Genomic DNA, 12,149 nt, shown 5'->3' on the forward strand with positions numbered 1-12,149 from the left:
GCCATCCGGGGTGCGGTGCCGCCCGACGACTCCGTGGGAGGCACCGCGTCTTTCGGCGCTCCGTCAGTGGGGATGCGATTCCCCTCGGTGCACCGGGCCGTGCCGGGCCTCGCAGTGCGCGGGGTCGTCCGCCGTGTCCGGGTCGCCGGGCGGCGCCACCTGTAGGACCCGTTCGGGGGCGTGGTCGACCTGGAGGGTGGTGTGGGTGATGCCGTAGTCGCGGTGCAGCACGTCCTCCAGGGCGCGGCGGACCGCGTGGCAGTCGCCGCCGGGCTCCACCAGGATGTGCGCGGACAGCGCGGCCTGGCCGGAGGTGATCTGCCAGACGTGCAGATCGTGCACCTCGACGACGTCCGGCCGGGCGACGAGCCGGTCGCCGAGTGCGTCCGGATCGACGTCGGCGGGCGCGGCCTCCAGGAAGATACGCCCCGAGTCACGCAGCAGCCCGTACGCCGCCTTCACCATCAGCGCGACCACCACGAGGGTGGCGATGGGGTCCGCGCGTTCGAAGCCGGTCAGGAGGACCACGAGCGCGGCTACCGCCGTGCCGATGAAGGCGAACAGGTCGTTCAGGACGTGCTGGTAGGCGCCCTCCACATTGAGGGAGGTGCGGTTGGCCTTCGAGATGCACCAGGCGGCGGCCACGTTCACGACGATGCCGGTGAGCGCGGTGGCCAGCATCGGTCCGCCCGCCACGTGCGGCGGGGCGATGAGCCGCCGCACGGCCTCGTACGCCAGCCAGGCCCCGAGCAGCAGCAGCGTGAGGCCGTTGACCTGGGCGGAGAGGATCTCCGCCCGTTTGAGGCCGTAGGTGAATCCACCGCGGGCCGGGCGGGCGGCGAGCCGCATCGCGACGAGGGCGAGCACGATGGACGCGGCGTCCGTGAGCATGTGGGCCGCGTCCGAGAGCAGGGCCAGGGAGCCCGCGAGGAAACCGACGACCACCTCGGCCGCCATGAACACGGTGATCAGGGAGAGCGCGGCGGCGAGCCAGCGGCGGTCGGCGTCCGCCGACACACCGTGGGAGTGCCCCGCGTGACCCCCCGGGCCGTGCGCATGACCGTGGTCGCTCATCTGCTCCGCCTTCCCCCACACATCGGGTGCCTCACCGCAGTGAAACGCATGGCGGCGCTTCGGGGCAAAGGCTGCACCGGTGACCGTTGTCATGTCCGATAGTACGCCGCTGACCTGCACAAACGACGAGACGTCGAAGGACGCCCCGGCGGCCGGGGCCGCCCCCGGGCACGCTCGGCCGGTGGCCGGGACCCGCCCGGAGAGTCACCCCCGGCCGGCCCGTGGCCTCACAGACCGATGGCCCCGTCGACCCGCTCCCGGAGCAGATCGGCGTGTCCGTTGTGACGGGCGTACTCCTCGATCATGTGAAGGAGCACCCAGCGCAGCGACACGGTGCCGCGCCAGGAGTCATGGCCTTCGACGTCGAGGTGCGGGGCCTGCGCGACGAACGCGTCGGCGAAGGCGGTCTCCGCGCGCCAGGTGCTCCAGGCCCGGGTCACGACCGCAGGGTCGGGTACGGCACCGGTGAAGTCGCCGTCGGGGTCGGACGGCGAGGAGAACAGGGGTGGGGCGTCCTGCGCGGCCAGCACCCGGCGGAACCAGCGGCGCTCCACATCGGCGAGGTGCCGCAGCAGTCCGAGGAGCGAGAGGGTGGACGGCGCGGCGGACCGCTGCGCCAGCCGTGCACCCAGGCCCGCGCACTTGAGTTCCAGCGTGGTGCGCTGGGCGGTGAGGAAGGCGACCAGCAAAGTGCGTTCGTCGCCGGTGGCGGGACCGAGGCCACGCGGGTCCCGCTCGGCGGGGACGAACATCTCGGCTCTTCTGCCCGAAGGGGTCATGGACCCATCATCGGGCGGCTTCAGCCCGTACATCGACCCCTGTCGCCCGTGTAGCGATCGACGAGATCACGCCATCCCGCCTCCACCCGCTCCAGGGACATCCCGAGGACGGTGAGCAGATGGTCGACGAGCACCGTCTCCAGATAGCCGAGCAGCAGATGGGCGGTGAGTTCGCTGTCGCCGTCCGCGCGTGCCTCGCGCAGCAGCAGGCGGACATGGGCGAGCCGGAGGTGATACGCCGGGCTGGTGCGGCGGCGGCCCGGTTCTATGTGGGCCTCCAGGTAGAAGTCCCGGTGGGCGTGCTCATGGAGGATGACGGCCGAGCCGAACGCGTACAGCCGCTCCACCGGGGACGCGCCCGGGCCGAGCGGCGGCGGCCCGGAGAGGAAGGCGGCCTGGAGCTGCTTCTCGTGGTGGCTGAGCAGCTCCACGAGCAGGCCCGTGCGGTCCCCGAAGCGCCGGAAGACGGTGCCCTTGCCGACTCCGGCCCCCAGCGCGATGTCGTCCATGGTCACGTTGGCGATGCCGCGCTCGGCGGCCAGCCGGACGGCGACCTCCAGCAGCCGGGTGCGGTTGCGCGCGGCATCCGCGCGCAACTGGGGCCTCTCGCCCGTCGGCAGCAGGGCGAGGTCCACGAAGCCCGCCAGGACGTCCTGGGCCTGGGGCACGGAGAAGGGCGCGAACGGCTCGGTCATGACTTCAGATTAGCGTCCCGGGAAGACAAGCGGACCCCGGTCCGTTTACCGTGATGCACGAAGTGGACCGCGGTCCGGTTGAGGTGGTACAAATTTCAACGGACCCGGACGGTCCCGATTGTTACCGATCGCTTGATTATGGGAGTTTCGCCATGTCCGTACGCATCCTTGCTCTGGTCGGCAGCCTTCGCGCCGGTTCCCACAACCGTCAGCTCGCCGAGGCGGCCGCCAAGCACGCCCCCGAGGGCGTCGAGGTCGTGCTCCACGAGGGCCTGGGCCAGGTGCCCTTCTACAACGAGGACATCGACGTCGAGGGCAGCGTCCCCGAGGCCGCCGCCGCGCTGCGCACCGCTGCCGGCCAGGCCGACGCGCTGCTGCTCTTCTCCCCCGAGTACAACGGCACCATCCCCGCCGTCCTGAAGAACGCCATCGACTGGCTGTCCCGTCCGTACGGCGCCGGTGCCCTGGCCGGCAAGCCCGTCGCCGTGGTCGGCACCGCGTTCGGCCAGTACGGCGGCGTGTGGGCGCAGGACGAGACCCGCAAGGCCGTGGGCATCGCCGGCGCGACGGTCGTCGATGAGGCGAAGCTCTCCATCCCGGGCTCCGTGACGCGCTTCGCCGAGACCCACCCGGCGGACGACGCCGAGGTCGTCGAGGGCCTGACCAAGGTCATCGACCAGCTCTCCCAGGCCGCGCCCGCCGCCGCCTGACCTCTGGGCCCCGGCGTCGACGCCGGCCCTGAGCACGACCAGACCGTGGGTCAGGACCCGACAGTCCTGACCCACGGTCATTTTTTCACTCGGGTGTGGACCGACCGGGTGCGGCGCATGTCGGGCGGCGCCGGCCGGTCTCTCCACCAGGCCGTCGGCACACGGGAGTTCGAGGCTCGTTCGCCCATCTGACGCACGCCCCGCCGTTGCCTGCCCTTCTCAGGAAGTACGCCTTCGGTTGCTTTCATCTGGGGATGGACCACATCACGTTCCTCGTGGCCGTCGTCATCGTCACGGCGCTGGCTTTCGACTTCACGAACGGATTCCATGACACCGCCAACGCGATGGCCACCTCCATCGCCACCGGCGCCCTCAAGCCGCGTACCGCAGTTCTGATCAGCGGCGCGCTCAACATCGTGGGCGCCTTCCTGTCCACCGAGGTCGCCAGGACCGTCTCCGGCGGCATCGTGGACGACACTCTGGTGACCCCAGGAATGATCTTCGCCGGGCTGGTGGGCGCGATCCTGTGGAATCTGCTGACCTGGCTCGTCGGACTGCCGTCGAGCTCCTCCCACGCACTGTTCGGCGGTCTGGTCGGCGCCGTCTGGGTCGGTGCCGGCAGCCATGGCGTGCACTTCGACAAGGTTGTCGAGAAGATTCTGATCCCGGCGTTCGCCTCGCCCGTCGTGGCAGGCGTAGCGGCGCTGATGGCCACCTACCTCGCGTACCGCATCACCGCCCGGGCCCGCAAGGAGTCGGTGACCAGGGGGTTCCGGCTCGGCCAGATCGCCTCCGCCTCGCTCGTCTCCCTCGCCCACGGCACCAACGACGCCCAGAAGACGATGGGCGTGATCACGCTCACACTGATCTCGGCGGGCGCGCTCGGCCATGACGCGGGCCCGCCCGTCTGGGTGATCGGCTCGGCCGGTCTCGCCATCGGCCTCGGCACCTATCTGGGGGGCTGGCGCATCATCCGCACGATGGGCAAGGGCCTGACGGACATTCAGTCGCCGCAGGGCTTCGCCGCCGAGGCCGCGTCCACCACCGTCATCCTGACCTCCGCCCACCTCGGCTTCGCGCTCTCCACCACGCAGGTCTGCTCGGGCGGCATCCTCGGCGCGGGCCTCGGCCGGCGGCTCGCCGAGGTGCGCTGGGGCACCGCGGGCCGCATGGTCGTCGCCTGGCTGATCACCCTCCCCGCGGCGGCGCTGGTCGGCGGCGTCTCGGCCGGCGTCGTGAAGCACGGCGGAAACGCCGGTACCGTGGTGATCGCCCTGGTCGCAGCCGCGGTCGCCGCGTTCATCGTGCTCGCCTCACGCCGCAACCCGGTCCACGCCGACAACGTGAACGAGACGCACGAGGTCACCATCCGCGCCACCGAACCCACACGCGTCGGCAGCGCCGCCTGAGCCAGGGAGAGTTCGAGCCATGCACCTTGACTGGACCGCCCTCGGCCAGGTCACCGCGGTCAGCATCGGGGTCACCGTCGCCGTGGTCGTCGTCTTCGCACTCGGCGTGCTCGGCCTGGCCCAGGCCGAGGCCGCCCGCGAGCGGGACGGTGGCACCCACACCCTGGGCCTCGCCCAGGCCGGGCTCTGCTTCCTGGCCTGCGCGGCCGTGGTCTCGTACGGGATCTATCTGATCGTGCCGCAGTTCCATTAAGGATGACGATGACACCTCTGGTGACCGATGGCCTGCGGGTCGACTACACCGACCATGACGACCCCGTGCTGCTCAGGTCCGACGGCAGCCCGGTGGACACCTGGCGGGAGAACTACCCCTACGACCAGCGGATGGAGCGCAAGGAGTACGAGTGGCACAAGCGGCTCCAGCAGATCGAGCTGCTGAAGCTGCAGAGCTGGATAAAGGCGTCGGGCCGCCGGCTCGTCATAGTCTTCGAGGGGCGCGACGCGGCCGGCAAGGGCGGCACGATCAAGCGCTTCACCGAGCACCTCAATCCGCGCGGCGCCCGGGTGGTGGCCCTGGAGAAGCCGACCGAGCGCGAGCGCGGTCAGTGGTACTTCCAGCGCTACGTCGAACATCTGCCCACCGCGGGCGAGATCGTGATGTTCGACCGGTCCTGGTACAACAGGGCGGGCGTGGAGCGGGTGATGGGCTTCTGCTCGGACGACGAGTACCGCCGTTTCGTGCGCCAGGCACCGCTGTTCGAACGGATGCTCGTGGACGACGGCGTCGACCTGGTGAAGTTCTGGTTCTCCGTCTCGCAGGGCGAGCAGCGCACGCGCTTCACCATCCGTCAGGTGGACCCCGTACGGCAGTGGAAGCTCAGCCCGATGGACCTGGCCTCCCTGGACCTCTGGGACGACTACACCGCGGCCAAGGTCGCCATGTTCCGCGCCACGGACACCGGCTACGCGCCGTGGACCGTGGTGAAGAGCAATGACAAGAAGCGGGCGCGCGTCGAGGCGATGCGCAGCGTCCTGGCCCTCTTCGACTACACCGACAAGGACCTGGAGGTCGTCGGCACCCCCGATCCCAGCATCGTGGGCGCGGCGGCCAACCTCCTGGAGGCGGGCGAGGACGACAGCACTGCCTGAACGACGCCGGCGCCGGGCGATCAGGCGCGTGGCGGCCACGGCCTCCACGCGCCTGGATCACGCCTCCTTCGGCGAGCGGTTCGGCCACGGCATCACACGCATCCCGCGGTCGCTGCGCCGAAGCGGTGTCAGTCGTGCACCGGGCGGTCGGCGAGCCGGTGGTCGGCGAGGCTCAGGACCTCGTCCACGACCCGGCGCAGATGGCCGTCGCGCAGGGCGTAGACCACCCGGCGGCCCTCCTTGCGGGTGTCCACCAGGCCCGCGAGCCGGAGCCGCGCGAGATGCTGGCTGACCGCGGGCCGGGCCGCGCCGCACGCCTGGGTGAGCGTGGAGACATCGGCCTCGCCCCGGGTCAGGGCGTGCAGCAGGGCGAGACGGGTGCGGTCCCCGAGCAGGGCGAGCAGCTCGGCGGCGAGCGCGAACTGCTCCTCATCGGGCGAGCCGGGGTGTCCCTCGGCCGCGCCGCCCGTGCGTGGCTGCGCACCGTGCGCAGGTGATAGGTGCATGCGTGCGCTCACACGCACATAATGGCTCCGTGGGGACGATCGCGTCCACTGTCGCGCGGGGAAAGGGCCTTCCTATGGGACAGCAGTACGAGGCACACGGGCACGGCGGGGCACCGGATCACACGCACGACCACACGCACCGCCACGAGGCCGCGCACGACCACACCCACCCGCACCGGCACGAGGACCCGCACGCCCACCACCACGAGCACACCCACGACGGCGGTCACGTCCGTCACCACGACCACCCCCACGGTCCCCTCTCCCGTCTCCGCCACCTCCTCACCCCCCACTCCCACGAGACCGCCGACAAGCTCGACCCCGCGCTGGAGTCCTCCGCGCGGGGCATGCGGGCGCTCTGGGTCTCACTGGTCGTGCTCGGCGGGACCGCGCTGGCCCAGGCCGTCGTGGTCGCGATCTCCGGGTCGGTGGCGCTGCTCGGCGACACCGTGCACAACGCGGCCGACGCCCTGACCGCAGTGCCGCTCGGTATCGCCTTCGTGCTGGGCCGCCGCGTGGCCACGCGGCGGTTCACCTACGGGTACGGCCGTGCCGAGGATCTCGCCGGGATCGTCATCGTGCTGACGATCGCCGCGTCGGCCTCCTTCACCGCCTGGAGCGCCCTCGTACGGCTGATGGACCCCCGCCCCATGGAGCACATCCCCGTGGTCGCCGGTGCGGCGGTCATCGGTTTCGCGGGCAATGAGTGGGTGGCCCGCCATCGCATCCGGGTGGGCCGCGCGATCGGCTCGGCCGCGCTGGTCGCGGACGGGCTGCACGCGCGCACCGACGGGTTCACCTCACTCGCGGTCCTGGCCGGTGCGGGCGGTGCGGCGCTGGGCTGGCGGGCGGCCGACCCGGTCGTGGGGCTGGCGATCACGGCCGCGATCGTGCTGGTCCTGCGGGACGCGGCCCGGGAGGTGTTCCGGCGGTTGCTGGACGCCGTCGATCCGGCGCTGGTGGACCGGGCCGAGCGGGCGCTGCGCCAGGTGCCGGGCGTGCTCGGGGTCGGCGAGCTCCGGCTGCGCTGGATCGGCCATCGGTTGCGCGCGGAGGTCGCGGTCGTGGTGGACGGCGAGGTGAGCGTGCGCCGGGCGCACGACATCGCGGTCGAGGCCGAACACGCCCTGTTGCACGCGGTTCCGCGGCTGGCCGCGGCGCTCGTCCACGCCGACCCGGCCCCGGCACCCGGCGGGGCGGACCCACATCGGGCCCTGGCCCACCACGCCCGCACCGGGCCCTGAGCCGGCCGGACCCGGCCCGGCAGGCCCCCGTACGGCTGCGGTCGCGACCGACGAGAATTCTGTGCGGTGGTCAGGGGCCCTCAGACGCCCAGCCCCTCCAGGACCACCGCGTTGGGCAGCTGCGCGAACGCCTTCCCCGGCACCAGCAGCTTCCCCCGGCGCCTGCCGCTGCCGACCAGGACGTACGGCAGATCGACCACCGCCGAGTCGATCAGTACCGGCCAGTCGGCGGGCAGTCCGATCGGTGTGATGCCGCCGTACTCCATGCCGGTCTCCCCCGTCGCCACCTCCATCGGCGCGAACGACGCCTTGCGGGCAGCCAGTTGACGGCGGACCGCGCCGTTGACGTCGACCCGGGTGGCGGACAGGACCACACACGCGGCCAGCGTCGTCTCACCACCTCGCTTGCCCGCGACCACGACGCAGTTGGCGGACCGGTCGAGCAGCTCCTTGCCGTAGTGCTCCAGGAAGACCGCCGTATCGGCCCACTCCGGCTCGGTGTCGATGTAGACGATCTGGTCGGCGGGCACGCCGCCGCTCCAGTGGCGTACGGCGTCGGCCACCGGGCGGGTCAGCTCGTCGAGGCAGCCGGGGGCGGGCATCGCCCGGTCGAAGTCTCCGATGGGTGCGCGCATGGCGGCACGCTAACAGCCGTACCCCGGCTGCCGGACGGGCGTCTCAGCGGACGGGCGGCACCGAGACCGCCATCACCATCTCCATCGGCACATCGCCGTCGTTGGCGTAGGTGTGCGGGGTGTCGGCCTCGAAGGAGGCGCTGGCGCCGGTGGGGACGTCGTGGTCCACGCCGTCCACGGTGATCGTCAGCCGGCCGGCGGTGACATGGACGAGTTCGACCGTGCCGGCCGGGTGCGGATCGGAGGGACTGCGGTCCCCCGGCATCAGCCGCCAGTCCCACATCTCCAGCGGACCTGGGGCCTCGGTGCCGGCGAGAAGGCGGTTGTAGCTGCCCGCCTCGGTGTGCCAGAGGCGTACGGCCTGCTCGGCCGGGACGATCCGGACCCGGGGGCCCTGCTCGTAGTCGAGCAGCGTGGTGACGCTGACGCCGAGCGCGTCGCCGATCTTGACGACCGTGCCGATGCTCGGGTTGGTGCGGGCCTGCTCGATCTGGATGAGCATGCCGCGGCTGACTCCGGCGCGGGCGGCGAGGGCGTCCAGCGTGAAGCCGCGCTCGGCGCGCCAGCGCTTCACGTTGCGTGCCAGGGACTGGGTCAGCAGGTCGAGGTCCGACACTTTGAGTCCAATATTCTGTATGACAGAGTTCAGTTCACAGAACTATGGTGTGGTGCACCTGATCGTTCACCGAACTGTACTGCGAGGCGGCCCATGACAGCACTCTTCGCCCTGGCCACCAGCCTGCTGTGGGGGCTGGCCGACTTCGGCGGAGGGCTGCTGACCCGGCGAATGCCCGCACTGACCGTCGTGGTCGTCTCACAGAGCGTCGCGGCGTCCGTGCTCGGCGTCGTCGTACTGGCCACCGGCGCCTGGAGCGAGGCCGGGCCCCGGCTGTGGTTCGCGTTCGCCGCGGGCCTGGTGGGTCCGATCGCCCTGCTGTCCTTCTACAAGGCGCTCGCCCTGGGCCCCATGGGTGTCGTCTCCCCGCTCGCCACCCTGAGCGTGGCGGTGCCCGTCGGTGTGGCGCTCGTGCTCGGCGAGCGCCCCGGGCTGCTGCAGGTCGCCGGGATCGCCGTCGCCGTGACCGGAGTGGTGCTCGCGGGCGGGCCCCAGCTGCGGGGCGCCCCGGTGCAACGGCGGGCGATCCTGCTGACCCTTGTCGCGGCACTGGGGTTCGGCACGGTGTTCGCGCTGGTCGCGGAGGCGTCGACGACGGTGACCGGGCTGTTCCTGGCGCTCTTCGTGCAGCGCCTGACCAATGTCGTGGTGGGCGGTACCGCCCTGGGCGCAGCGGTGCGGCGCGGTGCGCCGGCCCTCCCGGCGGGCGGCTTCCCATGGCGATCCCTGCCCGCGCTCGCCTTCGTCGGTCTCGCCGACGTCGCCGCCAACGGCACCTACGCACTCGCGGCCCGGCACGGCCCGGTCACCGTCGCCGCCGTCCTCGCCTCCCTCTACCCGGTGGTCACGGCGCTTGCCGCGCGCGGCTTCCTCAGCGAGCGGCTGCGCGCGATACAGGCCGCGGGCGCGGGCCTGGCCCTGGTCGGCACGCTACTGCTGGCCACCGGCTGAGTCCGGACCCGTTCAGGACTCCGCTTCCAGCTCCGCGAGCCGGGCGATGTCCTCCTCGTCCAGCTTGGACAGGGCCAGCAGCTGATCCGGTGTGACCCCGTCCGGTATCGGCACCGGGGCCGGTGTTCTGAGCGGCGGCTGCCAGCCGTCCTCCGGTGTCCAGCGCCGCACGACGCGGGCCGGCGCCCCGGCCACCACCGCGTGATCGGGTACGGCTCCCCGCACCACCGCGCCGGCCGCCACCACCACGTTCCGCCCGATCCGCGCGCCCGGCAGGATCACCGCGCCGGTCCCGATCCAGCAGCCCGGCCCGATCTGCACCGGTTCCATCCGCGGCCACTGCTTGCCGATGGGCTCGTGCGGGTCGTCGTAGGAATGGTTGGTGGAGGTCACATAGACGTACGGCCCGAAGTAGCAGTCACTGCCGATCGTGACCGAGGTGTCGGCGATGACATGGCTGCCGCGGCCGAGAACGACACCGTCACCGATGCGCAGGATCGGATCGGGTCCGAGGTCGAGGCCGGGCATCAGTCCGGCCGTCAGGGTGACCTGTTCGCCGACGATGCAGTGCGCGCCGACATGGATCCACGGCTCACCGAACACCGTGCCCAGCGGGAAGGCCAGCCTGGTTCCCCTTCCCATCGCGCCGAAGCGGAAGCGCCCGGGATGCTCCGCGCTCACGGAACCCGCTCGCTGCGCCCAGGCCCAGCCCGCGTGGACGGCGCGCTGCGCGAGGCCACGACGCCATGATGAGAACGTGTTCTTGCTCCTGGGCACGCGCTCACGGTACTCAGTGGCGGGTGCGCCCGTGGGCCCGCACCGCTGTGATCTTCGCCCCACCCATGACGTACGGTGCCGGAAGACCGACCACGAGGAGACGGCAATGACGCACAAGGCGCTGATCGCGGGCATAGGCGGCAGGGACCCCGAGGTGGACGGGGACGCGTTCGTGTCACCCACGTCCGTGGTGATCGGCGGCGTCACGCTGCACGCGGGCGCGAGCGTCTGGTACGGCGCGGTGCTGCGCGGCGACGTCGAGCGGATCACCGTCGGCGCGCACAGCAACGTCCAGGACAACTGCACGCTGCACGCCGACCCGGGGTTCCCGGTCAGCGTCGGCGAGCGGGTCTCCATCGGGCACAACGCCGTGGTGCACGGCGCGACCGTCGAGGACGACTGCCTGATCGGCATGGGCGCCACGGTCCTCAACGGCGCGGTGATCGGCGCGGGCTCCCTGGTCGCGGCTCAGGCGCTGGTGCCGCAGGGCATGCGGGTGCCCCCGGGCTCCCTGGTGGCCGGCGTGCCCGCCAAGGTGAAGCGGGAGCTGACCGCCGCGGAGCGCGAGGGCATCACGCTGAACGGCACGATGTACGCGGAACTGGCGAAGGCCCACCGCGACGCGCACCGGCAGAGCTGAGCCTTTCCTGCCGACCGGGCCTAGGCCCGGTCGGCGGCCGGGACGGCCTCCGGCTCGGCCGCCTCCCGCTGTTCCGCCGCCTTCTTCGCCTTGCGCCTGACCACCAGCATCGACGCGACTCCGATGAGGACCGCGGCCACCAGCCCCAGCCAGGAGAACTTCTTCAGCCACGACTCGGCGACGACACCGACGTAGTAGATGACCGCGGTGGTGCCGCCCGCCCAGACGGCACCGCCCAGGAAGTTGGCGGTCAGGAACTTCCAGTAGGGCATGCGCAGCACACCGGCCAGCGGTCCGGCGAAGATCCGGAGCAGGGCGACGAAGCGGCCGAAGAAGACGGCCCACATGCCCCACTTCTCGAAGGAGCGCTCGGCCGTCGCGACATGGCCCTCGCTGAAGTGCCGGGGGAATCTCCTCCCGAGCCAGGCCAGCAGCGGCCGTCCGCCCTTGCGGCCGATCGCGTAGCCGATGGAGTCGCCGACGACCGCACCGGCGGCGGCGCAGGTCCCGAGGACCACCGGATTGATGCCGCTGTGCTGGGAGGAGAGCAGTGCCGCGGAGACCAGGACGATCTCGCCCGGCAGCGGGATACCGAGGCTCTCCACGCCGATGACGAGGGCCACCACTGCGTAGACGGCGACCGCGGGTACCGTGTCGAGCCATTCCTGGAGGTGCAACGCCCCATCCTCCCCGATTCGCGTCCGTCTTCCTGCGGGCTCGCCCGCTCGGACGCACCTCCGGGAAGCCTACACATCCGACCGCGCCCGGCGGGTACGGCGTTCGGCCGCGGTGCGGGGCGCGAAGCGGGTTCCCACGCGCCGCGCCCTGCCCGGATCGGCCCGGAAACGGTGCGGTCCGCAATCCGGAGCGGGTCGTAAACCGGAATCGGCAGGAAGCCGCAGCCGGCCGGAAAGCGGAAACGATTCTGTTCAATCCTCCTTCCGTACAGGCGGTTGATAGGCCA

15 protein-coding genes are annotated in these 12,149 nt (G+C 71.7%); 7 read left to right on the forward strand and 8 right to left on the reverse strand.

Annotated features, from left to right (window positions below; translation table 11 throughout):
• Nucleotides 1-63: 63 nt before the first annotated feature.
• The 3 genes from ACFY2Z_RS19735 to ACFY2Z_RS19745 all read right to left on the reverse strand — a co-directional run bounded on the left by ACFY2Z_RS19735 (nt 64) and on the right by ACFY2Z_RS19745 (nt 2,548).
• Nucleotides 64-1,074, reverse strand: a complete 1,011-nt coding sequence (locus ACFY2Z_RS19735) for a cation diffusion facilitator family transporter (protein WP_390745394.1) — start codon at nt 1,072-1,074, stop codon at nt 64-66.
• Between the two features lie 227 nt (nt 1,075-1,301).
• Complete coding sequence (locus ACFY2Z_RS19740) at nt 1,302-1,853, reverse strand: DinB family protein (RefSeq protein WP_390745395.1); 552 nt, start codon at nt 1,851-1,853, stop codon at nt 1,302-1,304.
• A 20-nt stretch (nt 1,854-1,873) separates the two neighbouring features.
• Nucleotides 1,874-2,548, reverse strand: a complete 675-nt coding sequence (locus ACFY2Z_RS19745; RefSeq protein WP_390745396.1) for a TetR/AcrR family transcriptional regulator — start codon at nt 2,546-2,548, stop codon at nt 1,874-1,876.
• Between the two features lie 152 nt (nt 2,549-2,700).
• Between ACFY2Z_RS19745 and ACFY2Z_RS19750 the strand changes: the two genes are divergently transcribed.
• From ACFY2Z_RS19750 to ppk2, 4 genes are all read left to right on the forward strand, one after another.
• Nucleotides 2,701-3,258, forward strand: coding sequence for an NAD(P)H-dependent oxidoreductase (locus ACFY2Z_RS19750; protein WP_390745397.1), 558 nt, complete (start codon nt 2,701-2,703; stop codon nt 3,256-3,258).
• Between the two features lie 254 nt (nt 3,259-3,512).
• A complete protein-coding gene (locus tag ACFY2Z_RS19755; RefSeq protein WP_390745398.1) occupies nt 3,513-4,667 on the forward strand; it encodes an anion permease in 1,155 nt (384 codons plus the stop codon).
• A gap of 19 nt (nt 4,668-4,686) precedes the next feature.
• A complete protein-coding gene (locus ACFY2Z_RS19760; RefSeq protein WP_390745399.1) occupies nt 4,687-4,920 on the forward strand; it encodes a hypothetical protein in 234 nt (77 codons plus the stop codon).
• Nucleotides 4,921-4,928: 8 nt separating this feature from the next.
• Nucleotides 4,929-5,816 (forward strand): polyphosphate kinase 2, encoded by an 888-nt coding sequence (gene ppk2 / locus ACFY2Z_RS19765; protein WP_390745400.1) that lies wholly within the window; start codon nt 4,929-4,931, stop codon nt 5,814-5,816.
• 128 nt (nt 5,817-5,944) lie between these two features.
• Here ppk2 and ACFY2Z_RS19770 read toward each other — a convergent pair whose 3' ends face one another.
• Nucleotides 5,945-6,322 carry an ArsR/SmtB family transcription factor gene (locus ACFY2Z_RS19770; protein WP_390745462.1) on the reverse strand — a complete coding sequence of 126 codons (378 nt, stop codon included), beginning with the start codon at nt 6,320-6,322 and terminating at the stop codon, nt 5,945-5,947.
• 74 nt (nt 6,323-6,396) lie between these two features.
• Here ACFY2Z_RS19770 and ACFY2Z_RS19775 point away from each other — a divergent pair, with 74 nt between their 5' ends.
• The gene (locus ACFY2Z_RS19775) at nt 6,397-7,566 is read left to right on the forward strand and encodes a cation diffusion facilitator family transporter (protein ID WP_390745401.1); all 1,170 of its coding nucleotides are present in this window, start codon (nt 6,397-6,399) and stop codon (nt 7,564-7,566) included.
• Nucleotides 7,567-7,646: 80 nt separating this feature from the next.
• On the opposite strand, the gene ACFY2Z_RS19780 is transcribed toward ACFY2Z_RS19775, so the two are convergent.
• A complete protein-coding gene (locus tag ACFY2Z_RS19780) occupies nt 7,647-8,201 on the reverse strand; it encodes a YbaK/EbsC family protein (protein ID WP_390745402.1) in 555 nt (184 codons plus the stop codon).
• 43 nt (nt 8,202-8,244) lie between these two features.
• Nucleotides 8,245-8,817: a helix-turn-helix domain-containing protein gene (locus ACFY2Z_RS19785; RefSeq protein ID WP_390745403.1), complete on the reverse strand. Its 573-nt coding sequence runs from the start codon at nt 8,815-8,817 to the stop codon at nt 8,245-8,247.
• Between the two features lie 93 nt (nt 8,818-8,910).
• On the opposite strand from ACFY2Z_RS19785, the gene ACFY2Z_RS19790 reads away from it, so the two are divergent.
• Nucleotides 8,911-9,768 carry a DMT family transporter gene (locus ACFY2Z_RS19790; protein WP_390745404.1) on the forward strand — a complete coding sequence of 286 codons (858 nt, stop codon included), beginning with the start codon at nt 8,911-8,913 and terminating at the stop codon, nt 9,766-9,768.
• 12 nt (nt 9,769-9,780) lie between these two features.
• Here ACFY2Z_RS19790 and ACFY2Z_RS19795 read toward each other — a convergent pair whose 3' ends face one another.
• The gene (locus ACFY2Z_RS19795) at nt 9,781-10,545 is read right to left on the reverse strand and encodes an acyltransferase (protein WP_390745405.1); all 765 of its coding nucleotides are present in this window, start codon (nt 10,543-10,545) and stop codon (nt 9,781-9,783) included.
• A gap of 106 nt (nt 10,546-10,651) precedes the next feature.
• Here ACFY2Z_RS19795 and ACFY2Z_RS19800 point away from each other — a divergent pair, with 106 nt between their 5' ends.
• On the forward strand, nt 10,652-11,185 hold the full coding sequence (locus tag ACFY2Z_RS19800) for a gamma carbonic anhydrase family protein (RefSeq protein WP_390745406.1): 534 nt from the start codon (nt 10,652-10,654) through the stop codon (nt 11,183-11,185).
• A 20-nt stretch (nt 11,186-11,205) separates the two neighbouring features.
• On the opposite strand, the gene ACFY2Z_RS19805 is transcribed toward ACFY2Z_RS19800, so the two are convergent.
• The gene (locus ACFY2Z_RS19805; RefSeq protein WP_390745407.1) at nt 11,206-11,862 is read right to left on the reverse strand and encodes a DedA family protein; all 657 of its coding nucleotides are present in this window, start codon (nt 11,860-11,862) and stop codon (nt 11,206-11,208) included.
• Between the last annotated feature and the right edge of the window lie 287 nt (nt 11,863-12,149).

The sequence above is a fragment of the Streptomyces sp. NPDC001222 genome, from assembly GCF_042896945.1.
GTDB classification, from domain to species: domain Bacteria; phylum Actinomycetota; class Actinomycetes; order Streptomycetales; family Streptomycetaceae; genus Streptomyces; species Streptomyces gibsoniae.

Excerpts from the sequence above, each read along its gene's own strand:
- ACFY2Z_RS19790 (WP_390745404.1), top strand. The coding sequence starts at position 8,911 with ATGACAGCACTCTTCGCCCTGGCCACCAGCCTGCTGTGGGGGCTGGCC.
- ACFY2Z_RS19735 (WP_390745394.1), bottom strand. The coding sequence starts at position 1,074 with ATGAGCGACCACGGTCATGCGCACGGCCCGGGGGGTCACGCGGGGCAC.
- ACFY2Z_RS19740 (WP_390745395.1), bottom strand. The coding sequence starts at position 1,853 with ATGACCCCTTCGGGCAGAAGAGCCGAGATGTTCGTCCCCGCCGAGCGG.
- ACFY2Z_RS19745 (WP_390745396.1), bottom strand. The coding sequence starts at position 2,548 with ATGACCGAGCCGTTCGCGCCCTTCTCCGTGCCCCAGGCCCAGGACGTC.
- ACFY2Z_RS19800 (WP_390745406.1), top strand. The coding sequence starts at position 10,652 with ATGACGCACAAGGCGCTGATCGCGGGCATAGGCGGCAGGGACCCCGAG.
- ACFY2Z_RS19780 (WP_390745402.1), bottom strand. The coding sequence starts at position 8,201 with ATGCGCGCACCCATCGGAGACTTCGACCGGGCGATGCCCGCCCCCGGC.
- ACFY2Z_RS19770 (WP_390745462.1), bottom strand. The coding sequence starts at position 6,322 with ATGCACCTATCACCTGCGCACGGTGCGCAGCCACGCACGGGCGGCGCG.
- ACFY2Z_RS19750 (WP_390745397.1), top strand. The coding sequence starts at position 2,701 with ATGTCCGTACGCATCCTTGCTCTGGTCGGCAGCCTTCGCGCCGGTTCC.
- ACFY2Z_RS19760 (WP_390745399.1), top strand. The coding sequence starts at position 4,687 with ATGCACCTTGACTGGACCGCCCTCGGCCAGGTCACCGCGGTCAGCATC.
- ACFY2Z_RS19755 (WP_390745398.1), top strand. The coding sequence starts at position 3,513 with ATGGACCACATCACGTTCCTCGTGGCCGTCGTCATCGTCACGGCGCTG.
- ACFY2Z_RS19775 (WP_390745401.1), top strand. The coding sequence starts at position 6,397 with ATGGGACAGCAGTACGAGGCACACGGGCACGGCGGGGCACCGGATCAC.
- ppk2 (WP_390745400.1), top strand. The coding sequence starts at position 4,929 with ATGACACCTCTGGTGACCGATGGCCTGCGGGTCGACTACACCGACCAT.